Below are 18128 nucleotides of genomic sequence, written 5' to 3'. Positions count from 1 at the left end.
GCAAGAATCCAGTCGGCTAAATGGCTTCTTTGGGCGGGACAATGGCTTAATCCATACTCAATCTAATAATCTACAAAAAATAAATAACAAAATCCAAAATTCAAATGATCCTTTCGCTATTAGATGATTAAGATTTTTCTTATATCCACCTGTTCTTTGACTGAGAATTTAAATTTTTTCTTAAGTCCTGATGGGTTATCGCACAACCGGGATTTTTGTTATATACAAAACCAATTTGTTTTTTTATAATACAGATATAGACGTGAAAATTCAGACCGGCATGACTATTAAAAGTGCTATAGAAGTTTATTTGGCTTATTTAAAACAAGCAAAATTATCAAGTGCATTAGATAAAATTCATAGAAACATTATTACTTCTTTGCAAAATAGACGGATTTTTTCTGAAGAATTAAGTCATTATTTCGGTACAAGCATTGATGCTGAATTCGAATATCGGATTTTGGCAGATGAGCCTTCTCGTGTTGTTACGTTAAAAAAGCTCCTTAATGCAATTTTTTATGTAAAAAATTCTCTGAGTAAACTGGAAAAGATAAATCTTCAGGATACAGATTCTGATTTGGCTTTTTATAAAAATATTATTCAAGCATGTGTTGGCACAGTTGATGGCATATATCTTGCGATGCGGCAAATTAACCATAGTTCCATTGAAATGAAGGTGCTTATTGAACCTCAGTTAAGCCAAATTTTACTAAGATTAGATCCAATCGTGCAAAGTTTAAAATTAGTAGCCAATGATTCAAATAGTACTGCGGCAGGCCGTATCTTCGTATCATTGATTCATGCTCTTCCTGATGAAAAAGCTAAACCGCATCAAGGTACGGAATTTTTAGGGCATCTGTTAATTCAACTCCCTCAATATTTTGCACAACTACAGGCGCTGATGGTTGTCGAACCGATAGAAACCATTACATCAGAGGATTATCAACGCAGGATGAATGAAAGAGCTTTAAAACTCACAAGTTATTTTGTTGATGTAGCAGAAAAAGGCAATCTATTAACATTAATTCCAAGCTATCTAAAAATAATGGTGTTGTTAATCAAGCATAGTACTGACTTAATGAATACAGCGGCCCCATTAACTAAACACGCTTATTTAGAAGCAGTCGTCATACTTAATAAGATTCGTCATGAGTTATTGCCTCAGCTTCTCTCCGAATTAGAAGGTGCTGAAGAAAACATGGGTTTACAATCTGGTTTAATCTCTGAGCCTATCTTCAAGCACTTGGAGCACTATTATTTTCAATTAGCATCCAGAGTAAATGAAATTGCAGGGGTTGCTGGAGTACTTGATCATTATGCATTAAAAATGAACAAAGGAACGGTCGCCTTAGTTAGGCGCCTGGTTGGTTCCGATAGGTTGGATGTTGGTGAGGCGATCTCTCCAGCATCAGGCTTAACCACTTTACGGGATGACGAGTTTGTTACGACAGCAAGAGAAAGTAAAATTGCGCGCTTAATTCATGCACAACAAGCATATGCTGATTACAGGAAGAGCGAGAAAGCTGCAGAACGTTTTTTCATGAAATTAAAATCTTACAGCAAGCTTTCTCAGGCAGGTTATCGGTGGAGCCTGGCGAATTTGTCTTCGGATGATAAACAACAACTGCTCAAGGAATACCGGTTGATTCGCCCTTATTTTTCAATACATCATCCAATGATGGATAAACTAATTATCGAGGCTCTCACTAAAATTAATAAAGGTAACTTTTTTCAACGATTCTATAATTCTGATTTTAAACAAGTTTGGGGAGAAAACCAATTTAAGCAAGTATTAAGTTGTGAAAAATCTATAATGATTGCCATGATGCGATCGAAAGCAGATGCGCTCCTTAAAGTAAATCTTGTAAAACATTCCTTGGAGCATCGGGATAGACTTCTTTATGGAGTACAAGACACATTAACCCCGTTGAATGAATCAGCTCCCCCTTTCGTTACACATGAGTTTGATCTTGAGAAAGGGAAACCCGCTGAATTTTATCGACAAACAAGAATCACTGTTTTAATCGAATTATATAAGTTGCAAAGTGCCGAGGAAGGCCTTTTAGATTTTTTTGAATACATCCAAAATAAGTTTCCAGATAGCGACCCAGAACTTCGAAATTTGGATGAAGATGATAAAGAAAAATTGCGTCATTTATATAAAGCATTTCAAACGCATGTTCAATATCTTAATCCAGTATTAAATAAGCGCATCGTAGAGGTGCTAACTCATAGTAGTAGTTCTGATTCTTTAAGGACAACCGATTTAGAGAGTATGATATTAGAACCAGTAGAGGGACATCTTAAAAAATATATAAAGCATTATGAAAAAGATGTTTTTGTTTGTAAAAAAATGGCTCAACAAGCTCAACAAGAACTACCAGCTCCAATCGAGCAAACCACCCCAAAACTCAATACAATTTTGGCCCATATCAGGGTTTTAAATTTGTCAGAAAAAATTAAGGATTTTATCCAAAAAACACTTAAGGACGTCTTAAAAGAAAATCTTGAGCCAGGGATATTAGAGCATCTTTCTGCACAAGAGTTACCTTATCAAGAATTGCACCGGGACCCTGAGGAAGTTGCCATGTATAAAAGGCTTTTTAATGCTTTTTTTTACATACGACAAGGATTGGCCAAATTGGAATCTTTTGATGTATTAGAAGAAATGGATGATTCCATGAATGACGATGATCGTTATTTAGGCTATGGAATTTATAGAACAAAGCTCTCTTATGAGGAGCGGCTTGTTCGCACGGGAAATAGGGCAGGATATCTCTTATCCAGGGCATACATGCTAACACCAGAATTTTATAACGCCTTTCTCTATCTTAAGGCAGCAGCAGAAAATCCTGCGTTGAATCCACTTGTTCGGGACGCTTTACAATTGTTGACTCCTTTGCAAGATATCCCGATTATTGGAGGGCATTTATGCACTTTATCTTCAACCCAAAGACAGGCTACGGAGGCAGAAAAACCCTTTGATATGATTGCTTTGTGGGAAGAACGACAAGCGTTTATTACAAAAGAGTTATCTTCTTCTGGCACTACCACCGCTCCATCAGAAAAGGCCATGCTTTCTCTGTCCGAAACTTTTGAAGCCGTTAATGAGATTTTTCTAGGTTTAGATGATTTACTGGAGGAGCAAAGCGTAGAATCACTGATGGATAGAAAGGAAGTGTTTGTCGCTTGGTACGCCAAATTATATCAATATTTACCTGGAGATAATTCCTTTGGCCCAGAGTACATTGCCCGTATTTCGGATTCAAAGGCCATGCATGATGCTTTGAATGAATTACAGCAAATAAGAATCGAAAATGTACAGAAATATCAACTTTATCATAGCGGTGATGCAGAAGGGCCGGTTGTTTTAGAGACAGTATCTTCTGCTGCTAAAGCCTCACATGATTCTGTAAGAAATTTTCCTAATGCTCAAGAATTTTATATCAAAAAAGTCATGGAAAAACTGTATCAAGTTTCCCGAAAACTACAGCAGATAAATTCTCCAAATACAGACCTTATCTATGATGAAGAAGACATTCAAGGCCGAATGTCTGCCTTAATGAATGTTTTGCGTGACTTATCTTTTGGTCCTGGTTCTTTAAAAAACATTCTGAGGTTGATTGACGATTTATATAAAATACTTGTGGAAATTGGCATAGAAAGCCGTCATTTGATTTTAGACAGGACACAAGAGTTTAGTGTTGCCTTAGCGACTAAATTACTCACAGTCACTGATGACAGTGAATATCAGCTTGGATTAAAACCAGGTGCTTTATCAGAAAAACTAGCGGAAAAATTTAACAATTTCTATGAAGCATTTATACAAAATTTACCGGTTCAAAATGAACATGAACGTTTGAGGATGGCAATAGGTGCTGAAGTAACTAGAAATCGCTTCAGAAAGGAGCAAGAGCGCTTACAATATCTAATTTCTGATTCAGAGCGTCAGCGAACAAAAGCACGTATTTTTTCTTCGCCTGAATATTTTGAAGAAATTAATACCCATTTTATGGAGTTAGATAGCTTGCTTGAGCATCAAGAATCACCCATGGTTATAAAAGGAGAACTTGTTGGCTGGTACGCTAAATTATATCCATATTTACCTGAAACATTTGATGTCAGTTACCTGGCTAATGTTTCTGACGAACGAGCAATGTACCGGGCACTCAGCGAGTTACAGCAGGTAAGACTTGAAAATGTACGACATTATCAAGTCGGAAGCTTTAAAAAACTAGAAGCATTGTATCAAGAATATCAGGATTATGACCCCAAATTATTTGATTTTTCTTCTTCGCCATCGATATTTGAGTCGATTGCAGTAAAACATGAGTTCTTACGATGTTATCAAGATATACAACCTTATCTTTATCAAATAGATCCTGCGCTTTTTGACACCACTTTTTATCTTGGTATGTTACGCACGAACGAAGATTTTGAGCAAGCTTTGGTGGATATTATTGGACGTAAGGATAAATTAGAAGAGTTAGTAGCTAGTAAAACAAGCACTCAAGTACAAAGAGTACGTCGATGTGAAAAACGCATTGCCTATCTGGAGCAACAATTAACCCAAGAAGAGCTGGATGAAGCGGCCCTTCAGACTATTGCTGCTGCTAAAGAATCATGCTATCAACTTTTAAATCAAATTGAAATTCATAAATTTGGCAATAATGATATCGAAATGAACAAGTTTATTGAAACTAAGAAAAAAGAGATATCTCAAGCCAATGATGAACAGCTTAATGAAATTCAAAAATCCTTAAGAGGGGTGCTAAATACCTTTCAACAAGACCCGGTTATAAAAGCTGTAAGAGATGCTATTACAATGTTACGCAGAGGGGTTCGTTTTTATACTATCCAAAAAAACATGAAAGCAGATAGAATTGAACGGGCCATGAGTCATGTACCATTGGAGCAAAGAGGTCTGGTTGACTATGGAGAAACAAAAGAAACAAACGATGTTTTAGGGGCATTGGCTTCTCATCGACATTTGGGAAAACGTGGCAGGGTTTATCTAACCAAAGAACATAAGATCGATGAACAAAGAGCAGCAAAAACATATACATTTTTTAAAAATGCTGTTGGTAAACATACGACTGATATACAAGCAGCGAAAGTACGCGATAAAAATAAACCACTATAAGTGAAACTATTTTCCTAAAAAGCATTTGTGCGTATAATCTTTTTTTATCATCACCATGACAATTTGAGAAACTAAATGATTATAAAAAATACATTTTGGTGTTTCAGTCTCGCTGCTGCGATCATTATAAACGTGCTAATGCCTAATCTATTGCACGCGGCGGATAGCGCACAATTTCCTATTAGTAAGCAAACGTTTAAGACATTTTTTCCAAATGCAAATGCTGTATTTACTTATGAGGGGCTAGTCCAGGCAGCAGCCAAATACCCTGGTTTTTTAAATCAAGGAAGCAAGGAACAAATAAAATCAGAATTAGTTGCTTTTTTAGCCAATGCGGCGCATGAAACCACCGGAGGGTGGCCGACTGCACCGGGCGGACCTTATGCTTGGGGATTATATTTTGCCCAGGAGGTTGGTTGTGAAAGCGGTCATTGTACCCAATATACGGATCCCAGCAGTGCCTACAAACCTGTGGCTGGTCAGACTTATCATGGTCGGGGTGCTATGCAGTTATCCTGGAATTATAACTATGGCCAAGCCAGTGAAGCGATTTATGGCAATGCCAGCAAACTGTTGCAAGAGCCTGGCTTGGTGGCTACGGATCCCGTTTTAGCTTGGGAGACTGCCATTTGGTTTTGGATGACACCGCAAGCCCCTAAACCTTCTGCGCATGAAGTGATGATGGGCGATCCCGCCGCTTATAAAAACGATTTGTTTGGTGAAACGGTGAATATTATTAATGGCGGCATTGAATGCGGTTATGGAATGAATGCGCAATTGGAAAACCGCATTGGATTTTACAAACATTTTGCTCAACTATTAGCTATTTCAGTGCCGAAACAATTGGGTGACTATTGTCAAAACCCCAATTAATGCGATTGTCAGTCCTCGTTAACTAACCACCCTGGCGAGGAGTCGATTGATCTGTTGGCGGTTCCTCTTTTACCTCCCGGGGCTTGGAGCCTGAAAAAAGGCCTGGCTTGAGGCTTTGCGGGCGATTACTTGCCTGTTGATGTCTTTTTTCTTGGACTAACTCGATAAATTCTTTTAGCACAACAGGTTTACTCAAGCGGCCATTGGCACCGGGAAATGCTCCTTCATAAGTGCTGGAACAGGTTCGAATGTCGGCAGGTGGTAGGTTATGTTCTTTTTCAATGGAACGAATGATTCGTGTTGCTTCTTCACCCCCTATTCGCGGCATTCTCAGTGATGAGTTCGATAGCCTCTTGCCCGTCATTGACAATGACAATATCGCCACTCGCAATGCCTGCTTTTTTAAAAAAGAGTGAGGCAAGCATTTGGTTTGTTTTGTCGTCTTCCACAATAAGAACGCGCATGATTTTTCCTTTGCTATATTCGAAGAGTAGTATAATAGTATAGTTGCTTCTGCCTAACTCAACGCAAAAGGCATACCAAGGTTGTGTGCTTGTGCATTTTGATAAACCACTTCTGCAACGCTTAAATCCTGGATGGCAAGTCCTACGGATTTAAACATGGTGAGCTGTTTTTTATAATCGTCCTTTTTATGTAAAAGCCAATGGCCCAGTTCAATAATGGATTCTTTAGCCAAATGGTGTTGATTAATGGCACTCATGATTTCGCCAGATTCTGCAAGAACCGCTTCCCGTTGATCGGCAATGACGATTGCTTCTCCCAAAACAGAATTACTAATCTCTCTCATGGCGCTGGTGTGGGAGCCAATGGCATTGATATGAATGTCCGGGGCAATATCCTCAAGATGAATTAATGGTTCCGTGCTGCTGGTTGCCGTACAGATAATATCTGCGTTTTTTACGGCCGATGACACCGACGAGTGCACTGAAATATCAAATGCATGCGCAAATTGCTTGGCAAATTGTTCAGCATTGACTTTATTACGTGACCATATAGAAACTTGCTTGATATCACGAACGGCGGCAACGGCTTGTAGTTGAGTCAGGGCTTGCTGACCTGAGCCAATGATGGCAGCATGATGAGCATCCTCTTTGGCGAAATAACGAGTGGCTAAGCCTGAGACCGCCCCTGTTCGCATTGCGGTCAAATAGCCTGCATCCATCAGCACTTTCGGTTCACCAGTCTCAGCATCAAGCAACATAATAAATCCGTTAATCGAGGGTTTATTATGAGCAAGATTGTTAGGAAAGATGGACACAACCTTTAAACCTAAGATTTTTTCCTGAACAAGATATGCGGGCATCGTCAGGGTCATTGCCTGTTCTTGCTCAATGGCAATGGCGGTTCTTAATGGTACGGTTGCTTCTTGACGGGCCAGCTGCTTAAAAGCGCTTTCCATGGCATCAATGGCTTGCTCCATGCTTATACTTTGTTGTACATCTGCTAAAGTTAATAATCGAAGACCCATAAAGTTTCCTTATTTTCTTCTAACGATGGTCGTGGTGCAAAGGGATAGATTAAATCAATCTTGAGTATATATGAATACAGGATGAAATTATCAATGAATAAAAACGTCAAGATAGCCATTATTGGTGCAGGAACTGCGGGATTGTCAGCGTTTAAGGAAGCGGCTAAATATACTAAAGATATCTTAATCATTGATAAAGGTCCTTTAGGTTCAACATGCGCTCGGGTGGGGTGTATGCCATCTAAAACGTTAATTCAGGCCGCAAATTATTTTTATGATAGACATCATTTTGCAGAGCAAGGAATTCATGGTTCTGAAAAACTCAGTGTGAATGTTTCAGAGATGTTGGCGTATGTGCGCAAAATGAGAGATGATTTTACGGAAGGCGTGATTGAGTATACCCAGTCGCTGGGAGAACGATTTATTCATGGGGACGCACAGTTTATCGCCACAGATACGCTGCGAGTAGGTAAACAAATAATTACTGCTGAGACAATTATTATTGCTACAGGTTCTCGCAGCATTATTCCAGATGAATGGCAGACACTTAAAGAAAAAATATTAACCAGTGAAACCATTTTTGAGCAAGATGAGTTGGCGAAGAATATTGCAGTTATCGGCGGAGGCAGCATCGGTTTGGAATTTGGACAGGCTCTAGCGCGCTTGGGAATTAATATTTCTCTTTATCATGCAACAAGCTTTATTGGCGGCCTTACCGATCCTAAAGTGAATGCAGCCGCAGTAGCTGCTTTGAGCAAAGAATTTCCCATTTATCTTAATGAAAAAGCATCCTTAATAAGCGAAAACAACCAGTTATTTGTTCAGGCAAAGCAAAAACTACCGATTGACCAGATTATTGCAGCGATAGGGCGGACACCCAATATTGATTCATTGGGATTAAAAAATATTGATATTCCTAGGGCTGAAAATGGAATGCCAACGTACGATGAAACCACGATGCAGGTTCATAATTTACCTATTTATCTGGCAGGAGATGTGAATCAATTCAGGCCGCTGCTGCATGAGGCAGCCGATGAAGGTCGAATCGCTGCTTATAATGCTGCGAATGCATCTAAATGTTTCCAGCGTCGAACGCCCATCCGGATAGTGTTTACAGAGCCAACCATTGCAATGGTTGGTAAAACGTTTAAAGAATTAAATCAAAATCCTGCTTCATTTGTCATTGGAGAAGTCGATTACACGCATCAGGGACGGGCAAAAATTAAGGGTAGCAATCATGGCTTATTACGAGTGTATGGTGCAAAAGATACGGGAAGGTTGCTCGGAGCAGAACTTATTGCACCGGGCGGTGAGCATTTAGCCCATTTATTAGCCTGGGCCATCCATAAACAATTAACTGCTTTCGATGTATTGCAAATGCCTTTTTATCATCCGGTTATTGAAGAAGGAATGCGTACGGCTTTACGCGAGTTAAACAAACAAGTGAAAGAAAAATCCAGTTCTTTTGATTTGGCCATGTGTGACAGCGAAGCGATTCATTCTTTATCTTGATTGGAGATTTTTTTCACCCTCTGCGGGTTGATTAAAAAAAATCGTAGCCTATCGCGGACCATGCGCTTTGGCTTAGCCGCGAACAGGTAAGAAACGCTTGCCAACAAGGAAACTGTATGACAGCCTAGGCCAAAGGAAACCATCGAAATGAAAATAATACGCATTTTTTTTGAAAAATATGATGGATTGTTTCCAGCCACCGTACTCACATTAAGTGCCATTATTTGTTTTTGTTGTTATCGTTATTTTAAATGGTCTGAAGGCTACTGGGCAGTCATTACTGTAGCAGCAGTTACACAAGACAAGGTGCATAACACCATTATAAAAGTCATTCTCCGCAGTAGTGGAACCATTATAGGTGCAGGTATTGGTTATTTATTTGTTATCGCCTTACCAAAAATATTATTTTTTCCTATTTTTTTCCTCGGCATGTTTCTTGCGGTGTTATTAACCTTAGCTGCCACCAAATACCGATATATGATGATCATTGCAGGTCTGACTTTTTCACTGGTGGCTGCGGCAGGGATAACCGATCACGTGGTTGAAATCGCAATTGAAAGAACCTATGAGGTAATATTTGGATGCCTGGTTTGTTTTATAGTAAGCCTCTTGTTGCAAAGGTTAGCACCACACATGAAAGGCGAGAAGCAAGCAATGTCGTTAAGTTTTATTTTTCATCATGGAATGATCATTGAAGCCGTGCTTATGAGCGCTGCTTGCGCTCTGACGTTTTTTACTTGGCAGTGGTTCAAGTATCCATTAGGGTTTTGGGCAACCATCACGTGTCTTTTTGTGTTAGAAGAAAACTTAGGCCATACTATTAAGAATGCGTGGAAACGTATAAAAGCCCATATCGTCATCACCGCCTTCGCAAGCATCGTTGCATTATTCATTACTGCAGAGAACAATCTAATTCTATTGCCGCTAGCTATTGGATTGTTTATTTGTGGTTATTATTTAGGACAAAATACTTGGCTATCTCCAATGGCAAATACCATGGGTGTGGCTTTATCGGTGGTTTTACTCGTTGAGGTACCTAACCTAACTCAATTTGAAGTGGTTTTAGCTCGATTTTTAAACGTGATGTATGGTTCTTCAGTCGCCTTTATCATTATGTATATAGGCAGTCAATGTAATCGCTACCAGGCAAAGTAACAATGTGACTTAGTCATTTTATCAGGGCAAAATCATTACTTTGCCTATAATATAAGCAAACCACCTCATCCTGAGCGAAGCGAGGAGATCTTTCGCTTCACTCAGGATGACGATAATTCGAGCAATATAGTTGTATTTAATTAACTCATGACGGTATTATTTTGCGCCGATCATTTTGCTCATAGAATTCGCATGGCCAGTAAAATAAGGTATGATCATTACTCTTTTTGTTTTAATTGAGACAATATTTTATGTCTGATGTTCACCGCCTGTTAGAAGAACATGCCTGGATTTTCCACATTTTTTTTGTGGTATTTATGACTGCTTTACTGCATATGGTTATTTCTCGCATACTAAACCGTTTAGCCGAAAAATCTGAAAAAACCAAAATTATTTATGATGAAGCGTTATTGAAGGCTGTAAATGCACCGGTGGTATTCCTCATTTGGCTCACAGGATTATCCATCGCAACCAGTGTTGTTTTCGCTCATAATCCCAATCTGACCATTTTTCAATACCTGCCAGAGATTAAAAAGATTGGAATAATCTTTGCTGTAAGCTGGTGTGCTATCCGTTTTATTCATAACACAGAAGAGCTCTACATTCGCTTTTGCATAGAAAACAGCAAAGAAATCGATAAAACACTCGTACATGCCTTGAGCCAGCTTTTAACGATTTCAGTTGCAATTACCGCCATTTTGGTGGCGATGCAGATTTTTGGCCTGCCTATTTCAGGGCTTTTGGCTTTTGGTGGCTTAGGTGGCGCAGCCATCGCGTTTGCATCCAAGGATTTGCTCGCCAATTTCTTTGGCAGTTTGGTCATCTATCTGGATAGGCCATTTAAAGTTGGCGACTGGATTCGTTCGCCCGATAAACAAATTGAGGGGGTTGTGGAGTTTATTGGTTGGCGGGTTACAAGGATTCGGACATTTGATAAAAGACCTTTATACGTTCCGAATGGTTTATTTCTGACGATTAGTGTGGAAAATCCATCCCGTATGTTAAATAGACGTATTAAAACCACCATCGGTATTCGATACCAGGATGCCGATAAAATGGATGCTATTACCCATCAGATTAAGCATATGTTATTGGAGCATCCAGAAATTGATACCACGCAGACCATGATTGTTAATTTTATTGAATTCGGACCTTCTTCTTTAAATTTTATGGTATATACATTCACGAAAACAACAAATTGGGTAAAATTCCAAACTGTGCAGCATGATGTGTTCATGAAAATTCTTCGTATTATCGCTGCGAATCATGCTGAATGTGCTTTCCCAACCCAGACGTTGTTTATGCAGAATGAACACGCCAAGCAGATTACAAGTGTATCCATGCTTTGAGTGATGTGTTGTCTGGAAGTAGAAACAGCATTTAACTATTTGTTATGAACTGAATGATTTAAATCTGAATAACATTTGAAAAAATTGATGTCATGGGTAGTCATTGTTTTAAATGTTGAGTCATTAAAAACCCGCCAATTTATTTTGCCATGCCCATGTTCAATTTCAATAACGTAATAGCTGTTTAAGCCATCTTTACTGCGTTGACAGCACAAAGAGCCAGCATGCAACACCAAGCAGGGTTGATGATTATTTTTTTCCAGGATGCTTGCATTGGCATAATGTAAATGGCCAGTGCATACAATATGAATATTGCTGCTTTTTAAATACGTTAAAAATTGATAATAGTTTTTTAAAGGCTTATGCATGCCTTCCATATAATCAAAATTGTGATGAAAGAAAAGAATATTTAATCCATAAAATGGATGGGCAAAATAGTTGTTTATATAGGTTAGCGTTTCGGATGCCAGTTGTCCGCTTTTAATTCGGTAAGGCATAACACTGTTTACGCCTAACAGTCGCACTTCCTCATTTTCAAACGCTGCATCAAGCTCTGCATGAACGTGCGTTCTGTATAATGCAAAGGGATGAAATAGGCGTGAGAAAATATTCCATAAAGGAATATCATGATTGCCGGGAACGGTCAAAACCAATCCAGACAGTTTTTTTATAAAAGCCTGAACTTGTTTATATTGTTCTGATTTTGCCCGTTGCGTTAAATCACCTGATATGATGGTTATGGTTGGATTAATATTTGTCATATCGGCTAAAAAAGCATTGATAATAGAGTCGTGATGCATTCCAAAATGTAAATCCGAGATATGAACGATTTTCATAGTGAATGCCTTATAAAAGTTAATGCATGGGGTCGAGATCTAAAAAAAAGTGGTGTGCTCACTGTTTTACGTTCACCGTCTAAGGCGATGATTATCTGTTTTCGATCATCGATGTGTACTTCGATGGGGGTATTGGATTTTTTGATATCAAAATGATTTTTCTTGCTAAAAGCCAACCAGAGAGTTTTGAGGACGTGTAATTTTTTTTGTTTAATGTAATAAATTCCTAGCATTGCCTGCTTAAAACTTATTCTTTTTAATGCCATAGGAAATTGATAGCAATATACGTTGTTACTTATCATTAAAAAAGCAGTATTGATGGACAGTTGCTTGTTTTCATATTGGATGGTTAGGGAAAGAGGATCATGTTTTTTTATGCTCTGAATTAATCCAGGGAGATAGCTTAACCATTTATTATAAAATTTGTTAAAGTAATCACGTTCTCTGGTAAAAATAGGGTAAAAACCAAGTGAGGCATTATTAAGAAAAATCAAATCATTGACTTCTCCGAGATCGATGGTTACGGTATGTTTCTGCAAAATTGCCTGCACTAACGTTTTTGGGTCGGTTGGCAATGCCAGTTCCTTGGCCAAATGATTCATGGTTCCTAGCGGCAAAACAGCAAGAAGAGTGCTCGTATTAGCGCAAAGTTGAGCGGCGCTGCGGATGGTGCCGTCTCCTCCGCCTATTAACAAGACAGGATGGTTTTTTTTGCATTGCTCAATCGTATAGTCTAATCTTTCCGGCATAACTTCAAACAGTTCATAGACCAAATGATGGTTGGTAAGCTCTTCCAAGTAAGCAGGTAGGGTGGAAAGGTTTTTAGCTTGATTGTTCACAATAATTGCAAGAGGATGCATGTCATTTCCTTATGTCAAATGAAGAAGCACAGGTTAAGAAAAGGTATTTAAACTCACTGACTGTACATTCCTTAATGCTATAATAGCAGCAAATCGTTTTTAGCAGGGACGCCATGAATTCACATGATCTAAGCGGATTTTTTAAACCTCATTCCATTGTGGTAATCGGCGCCAGTGAGCGTGAACATTCAGTGGGAATGAAATTATTCAGCAATTTATTAAAGGATGGATTTGCAGGACCACTGTATGCGGTTAATCCAAAGCATAATTCTATTCAAGGGAAACCTTGTTTTCCTTCATTGAAGGACTTGAAAGAGAAAGTTGATTTGGCGGTCATTGCCACGCCTGCTTCTGCCGTGCCTGACATCATTGCTGAATGTGGCATGAAAGGAATACGTTTTGCTATTGTTCTGTCTGCCGGATTTAGTGAAACAGGTAAAGAGGGAAAAGCACTGGAAGAAAAAATGATTTCTGCTGGTCAGCAGCATGGCGTGCGAATAATAGGCCCAAATTGTTTAGGCATGATGTCGCCGCCCATTAAAATGAATGCAACGTTTAATAATGTCGGTGCGTCGGCTGGAAATCTGGCGTTAGTTTCACAATCTGGAGCAATTTGTGCGGCCATATTGGATTGGGCAAAAGAGCACCGAGTAGGGTTTTCTGCAGTGGTGTCTTTAGGGAATGCTGCAGAGGTTGATTTTAGTGATGTGTTGGATTATTTAGCTTTAGATTCTAATACCTATAGTATTTTATTGTACATCGAAGGAATAAGGCATGCACGCCACTTTTTAAGCAGCTTAAGAGTAGCTGCAAGAATGAAGCCTGTGGTGGTTGTTAAAGGAGGACGTTTTCAACAAGGCTCACGAGCGGCTTTATCCCATACTGGCGCTATCGTTGGCAGGGATGAGGTGTTTCATGCTGCTATACAAAGAGCTGGCGCCATCAGAGTGATGTCTATTGAGCAACTCTTTTCTGCAGCACAAATGCTGGCCAGCAATTATAAGGTAGACGGTAGACGTCTAGCCATTATTACAAATGGTGGCGGGGCTGGTGTGATGGCTGCTGATCGTTTAGGAGAATTAATGATTCCCTTAGCGGAATTAAGCAAAGAGACTTGCGATCGTCTTAATCAAATTCTTCCCAGCCATTGGTCGCATGCTAATCCTGTCGATATCCTGGGGGATGCAACCCCCGAACGGTATCAAGAGGTTGTTAAAGCTTGCCTAAACGATCCGGAAGTTGATGGTATCGTCATTATCTTAGTGCCGGTCGCGATGTCTCAGCCTGAGAAAGTGGCAGAACAAATAATAGCCATCGCTGGTAAAAACCATAAACCTATTATTGCTTGCTGGATGGGAGAAAGTCAGGTTAAAAAAGCAAAGAAATTATTTTCTGAACATCACATACCTTGTTTTAATACGCCTGAAGCAGCCATTGAAGCATTTTCCTATTTGATTGATTATTATAGAAACCAGCAATTATTATTACAGGTTCCTGAGCCTTTCACAGATAAGAATAAGGAGGATACGACAGGTGCTGGTTTAATTATTGACTCTGTGTTAGCTGAACGGCGTCGTGTAATGACATTACTTGAGTCTAAAGCGGTTTTGACGGCTTTTGGTATTCCCGTGACTCAGGCAATCGAAGCGCGTACTCCTAATGATGCTCTAGTTGTTGCTGAATCACTTGGTTTTCCCGTGGCGATGAAAATCTTGTCACCTGATATTACTCATAAGCAAGATGTTGGCGGGGTTCAGCTTAATATCGTCAATGCACAAGCAGTCCGTGACGCGTTTAAAAACATGATGGACCAGGCAAAACAAAAATGCCCTGAAGCACGCATACAAGGCGTCACGATAGAGCAAATGTATAAAAAGCCTAATAGTCGTGAATTAATCATTGGCGTATCGCGAGATCCAGTATTCGGGCCAGTCATTAGTTTTGGTGCTGGCGGTTCTTTTGTTGAAGAAATGCAGGATTTGTCAGTGACTCTACCACCCTTGAATCCATTTATTGCCAGTGAATTAATTGATCAAACTCGAATTTCGAAATTATTGCAAAAGGCACGAAATATGCCCGCTGTGAATCGTCATGCCATTGAAAATATATTGCTACGTGTTTCCGAAATGGTGTGTGAATTGCCGCAGATACAAGAAATGGATATTAATCCTCTGATAGCAGATGAGAATGGAGTTATAGCAGCGGATGCTCGTATTGTCGTTGACTATACGCCGCCTGCATCAGAACCGTATGGTCATATGGCCATTCATCCTTATCCCAGGCATTTGATTTCACATTGGCAATTAGCAGATGGTACAAACATTACCATCCGCCCTATCCGGCCTGAAGATGCAAACATTGAACAAGAATTCGTGCGTCATCTTTCTTCTGAATCCAAATATTTTCGTTTCATGGAGCATTTACAGGAATTGACACCAGCAATGCTCGTGCGATTTACCCAGATTGATTACGATCGCGAAATGGCATTAATTGCTGTGCAAGAGGATGAAGAAGAAATGACGATTGGCGTTGCTCGATATGTTATTAATTCTGATCAGAAATCTTGTGAGTTTGCTTTGGTTGTTGCGGATGCTTGGCATGGTAAAGGGGTTGGCTCACGTTTAATGGTGTGTTTAATGGGGGCAGCAAAAAATAAGGGATTAAAAACAATGCAGGGTGAAATCCTTGCAAATAATCAAGCCATGATACATTTAGTTAAATCACTTGATTTTATCCTTAAAACATCCAGTGATGATGCGTCTATTATCCTTGCAGAGAAATCTCTGGATTGAGGATGACGATTATGATAGAAATGCTGTAGCTTGGTTAACGCGCAGCGATAACAGGGTATGATGAGCGGTTGTTCAATACGAAAAAATTAGTTTAGACAATCCAAGAGAAAGGATATAAAGAACCTATGAATGATATCAGTCGTGGCAATATTCGGGTCAAAGGATTTGACGATGCTGAGATGGATTTTCAATTAATTCGCCAGTTAGGTGCTACGGCTTATGGTGCTGCTTCCGTTGGCGAAAGTTTAAATATTACTCATCAAATTCGGGAAGGAAAACCAGAAGATTGGGTGCAGGCATTTAGACAGTTGGCAGAATGGCAGAAAAAAGATGGTTTGGAGCGTTTAGTACAAAATCACATGGTCAGTGGCCGTCAGCAATTATTTAGGGCAAGTAATTCGTTTCGAGCTGCAGAATATTATTCACCATGTTCTTCACAAGAGCATCGGCAATTAGGTTTGAATTCTGCCGATTGTTTTGTTACAGCGATAGGAACCATGGATTTACACTTTGAAAGCCATGCTATTCCATACAAGAATATGCAGATTCCTGTTTATTTTATTTCTCCAGAAAATGATGGAAAAAAACGCAAAACTCTCTTAATCGTGAGTGGTTTTGATGGGACGATGGAAGAAGAGTTTTTTATGCGTGGTTTCGCTGGCATCGAGCGAAATTATAATGTGATTCATTTTGCCGGTCCCGGGCAAATGGATGTGTTTAGGAGCTATTCGGATACTTTTTTTGAGCCGGATTTTGAAGAAGTGGTAAAACGGGTTATTGATCATTTTGCATTTCGGCAGGAAGTGGATATGCAAAAATTGGCTTTGCTTGGTGTGAGCATCGGCGGTTATTTCGCTACACGAGCTGCCAGTCATGAGCCGCGAATTAAGGCATTGGTGGCTAATTCCCCAGTATTAGATGTGCATGCTTATCTTGCTTCATTTGCGAATATGGATCCTTGCCAGATACCGGATGAACAGGATTTTACTATAGACGATTTACCATCTATTCCTGAGGAAGAATTTCCTCCCGGCATGAAAGCAAGTACGGAACAGTTGATGATCCGTTATGGCCGACGCTCTTTTAAAAATACATTTGTTTATTTAAAAGAATTTAATGTTGGCGATGCACTAAAGAATATTAGCTGTCCCTGTCTGGCGCTCATCGGCAATGGTGAAGGGGGAGAACCACGTAAGCAATATGATGCATTTTGTAAGACTTTGAATGCAGATTATTATGAATTTAATGATCTTGAGGGTGCAAGTACCCATTGTCAGGTGGGAAATGCTTCATTTGCAAATGCGGTCATGTATGATTGGTTAGATGAATTATAAGTCCTGACTCTAAAAGATAGAAGGAGAAAAAATGCGAAATTATCTTAGCCTGGTGATAGCCATTGCTTTTGCATGTTTAGTGGGTTGTCAGTCCTATCTAGGAGAGGGCATGCTTCATATGCAACCCAATGATAGCTCAATTACTGCTTCGGTCAATGAAGCGTTGGCAAATAATCAAGAACTTGCTCCTTTTCGTTTTCATGTCGAAACAGCCAATGGGCTTGTCTATCTTAGTGGTTATGTCAAAACCATACGCCAGAGTGATACAGCCGAAGAATTAGCAAAAAAAGTTCCAGGTGTTAAATCGGTAGAAAATAATATTATTGTGCGCAAGTAAACAATTTTATGACAATTACTCATCACAAGAATACCCTAATTTAGCCAATGCCTGTTCTAAGTATGCGGCAATGAAGGGATGAGCGAGCAAATAATCCGTTAGATTGTCAGGAAAATTATTGATTGCTGCTTTAAGTGCCTCATCCCATTCATCAAAGTCTTCACGTCCCAAGTACATCAATGCAAGCAGATCAAGCTGTTTTTCATAAGGAAGCGAATTGATGGCGTTTTTTATTTCACGATACGTTAGATCATCTTGATGGTCAGCAAGAATTTGTGACCAATCGTACTCGTATTCTGATTCAGGCGTGCGCTCAGGAAAAGAGACTTCTTCTTTAGCATGAAATTCTCTGGCCCTTAAGATAAGATGACAAACGATGTCTGGGTTAATATTTAATAAGTCAACGCTTAACATGTAACATCCTTGTTCATGAGGTATTATTTAATTA

General features: G+C 39.4%; 14 protein-coding genes. 8 read left to right on the top strand and 6 right to left on the bottom strand.

Going from position 1 to position 18128, the window contains the following annotated elements:
- Positions 1-280 precede the first annotated feature (280 nt).
- Positions 281-5143 carry a hypothetical protein gene (locus E1O52_RS09235; protein WP_133128425.1) on the top strand — a complete coding sequence of 1621 codons (4863 nt, stop codon included), beginning with the start codon at positions 281-283 and terminating at the stop codon, positions 5141-5143.
- 75 nt (positions 5144-5218) lie between these two features.
- The gene (locus E1O52_RS09230; RefSeq protein ID WP_133128424.1) at positions 5219-6016 is read left to right on the top strand and encodes a chitinase; all 798 of its coding nucleotides are present in this window, start codon (positions 5219-5221) and stop codon (positions 6014-6016) included.
- Positions 6017-6038: 22 nt separating this feature from the next.
- Here E1O52_RS09230 and E1O52_RS09225 read toward each other — a convergent pair whose 3' ends face one another.
- The 3 genes from E1O52_RS09225 to E1O52_RS09215 are packed head-to-tail and all read right to left on the bottom strand — an operon-like array spanning position 6039 to position 7505.
- The gene (locus E1O52_RS09225; RefSeq protein ID WP_133128423.1) at positions 6039-6344 is read right to left on the bottom strand and encodes a response regulator; all 306 of its coding nucleotides are present in this window, start codon (positions 6342-6344) and stop codon (positions 6039-6041) included.
- Positions 6325-6480, bottom strand: coding sequence for a response regulator (locus E1O52_RS09220; protein WP_133128422.1), 156 nt, complete (start codon positions 6478-6480; stop codon positions 6325-6327). Before E1O52_RS09220 ends, E1O52_RS09225 begins: the two co-directional genes overlap by 20 nt.
- A gap of 53 nt (positions 6481-6533) precedes the next feature.
- The gene (locus E1O52_RS09215; protein WP_133128421.1) at positions 6534-7505 is read right to left on the bottom strand and encodes an ornithine cyclodeaminase family protein; all 972 of its coding nucleotides are present in this window, start codon (positions 7503-7505) and stop codon (positions 6534-6536) included.
- A 93-nt stretch (positions 7506-7598) separates the two neighbouring features.
- Here E1O52_RS09215 and E1O52_RS09210 point away from each other — a divergent pair, with 93 nt between their 5' ends.
- The 3 genes from E1O52_RS09210 (at position 7599) to E1O52_RS09200 (ending at position 11521) form a co-directional block, all read left to right on the top strand.
- On the top strand, positions 7599-9017 hold the full coding sequence (locus E1O52_RS09210; protein WP_165474759.1) for a dihydrolipoyl dehydrogenase: 1419 nt from the start codon (positions 7599-7601) through the stop codon (positions 9015-9017).
- Positions 9018-9164: 147 nt separating this feature from the next.
- Complete coding sequence (locus E1O52_RS09205; protein WP_133128419.1) at positions 9165-10172, top strand: FUSC family protein; 1008 nt, start codon at positions 9165-9167, stop codon at positions 10170-10172.
- A 251-nt stretch (positions 10173-10423) separates the two neighbouring features.
- Positions 10424-11521 (top strand): mechanosensitive ion channel family protein, encoded by a 1098-nt coding sequence (locus tag E1O52_RS09200; RefSeq protein ID WP_133128418.1) that lies wholly within the window; start codon positions 10424-10426, stop codon positions 11519-11521.
- A 35-nt stretch (positions 11522-11556) separates the two neighbouring features.
- Here E1O52_RS09200 and E1O52_RS09195 read toward each other — a convergent pair whose 3' ends face one another.
- A complete protein-coding gene (locus tag E1O52_RS09195) occupies positions 11557-12357 on the bottom strand; it encodes a metallophosphoesterase family protein (protein ID WP_133128417.1) in 801 nt (266 codons plus the stop codon).
- On the bottom strand, positions 12354-13217 hold the full coding sequence (locus tag E1O52_RS09190; RefSeq protein ID WP_133128416.1) for a diacylglycerol/lipid kinase family protein: 864 nt from the start codon (positions 13215-13217) through the stop codon (positions 12354-12356). The genes E1O52_RS09195 and E1O52_RS09190 overlap by 4 nt, the downstream gene beginning before the upstream one ends.
- Positions 13218-13330: 113 nt before the next feature.
- Here E1O52_RS09190 and E1O52_RS09185 point away from each other — a divergent pair, with 113 nt between their 5' ends.
- The 3 genes from E1O52_RS09185 to E1O52_RS09175 all read left to right on the top strand — a co-directional run bounded on the left by E1O52_RS09185 (position 13331) and on the right by E1O52_RS09175 (position 17680).
- Positions 13331-16009, top strand: a complete 2679-nt coding sequence (locus E1O52_RS09185) for a bifunctional acetate--CoA ligase family protein/GNAT family N-acetyltransferase (RefSeq protein WP_133128415.1) — start codon at positions 13331-13333, stop codon at positions 16007-16009.
- 125 nt (positions 16010-16134) lie between these two features.
- Positions 16135-17343 (top strand): alpha/beta hydrolase family protein, encoded by a 1209-nt coding sequence (locus E1O52_RS09180; protein ID WP_133128414.1) that lies wholly within the window; start codon positions 16135-16137, stop codon positions 17341-17343.
- A 31-nt stretch (positions 17344-17374) separates the two neighbouring features.
- Complete coding sequence (locus E1O52_RS09175) at positions 17375-17680, top strand: BON domain-containing protein (protein WP_133128413.1); 306 nt, start codon at positions 17375-17377, stop codon at positions 17678-17680.
- Positions 17681-17695: 15 nt separating this feature from the next.
- Here the strand turns inward: E1O52_RS09175 and E1O52_RS09170 are convergent, their stop codons facing one another.
- Complete coding sequence (locus E1O52_RS09170; RefSeq protein WP_133128412.1) at positions 17696-18094, bottom strand: DUF3775 domain-containing protein; 399 nt, start codon at positions 18092-18094, stop codon at positions 17696-17698.
- Positions 18095-18128: the final 34 nt, after the last annotated feature.

Source organism: Legionella nagasakiensis (genome assembly GCF_900639915.1).
In the GTDB taxonomy this organism is placed as follows: domain Bacteria; phylum Pseudomonadota; class Gammaproteobacteria; order Legionellales; family Legionellaceae; genus Legionella_A; species Legionella_A nagasakiensis.
This window is presented reverse-complemented; position numbering and strand designations above follow the sequence as displayed.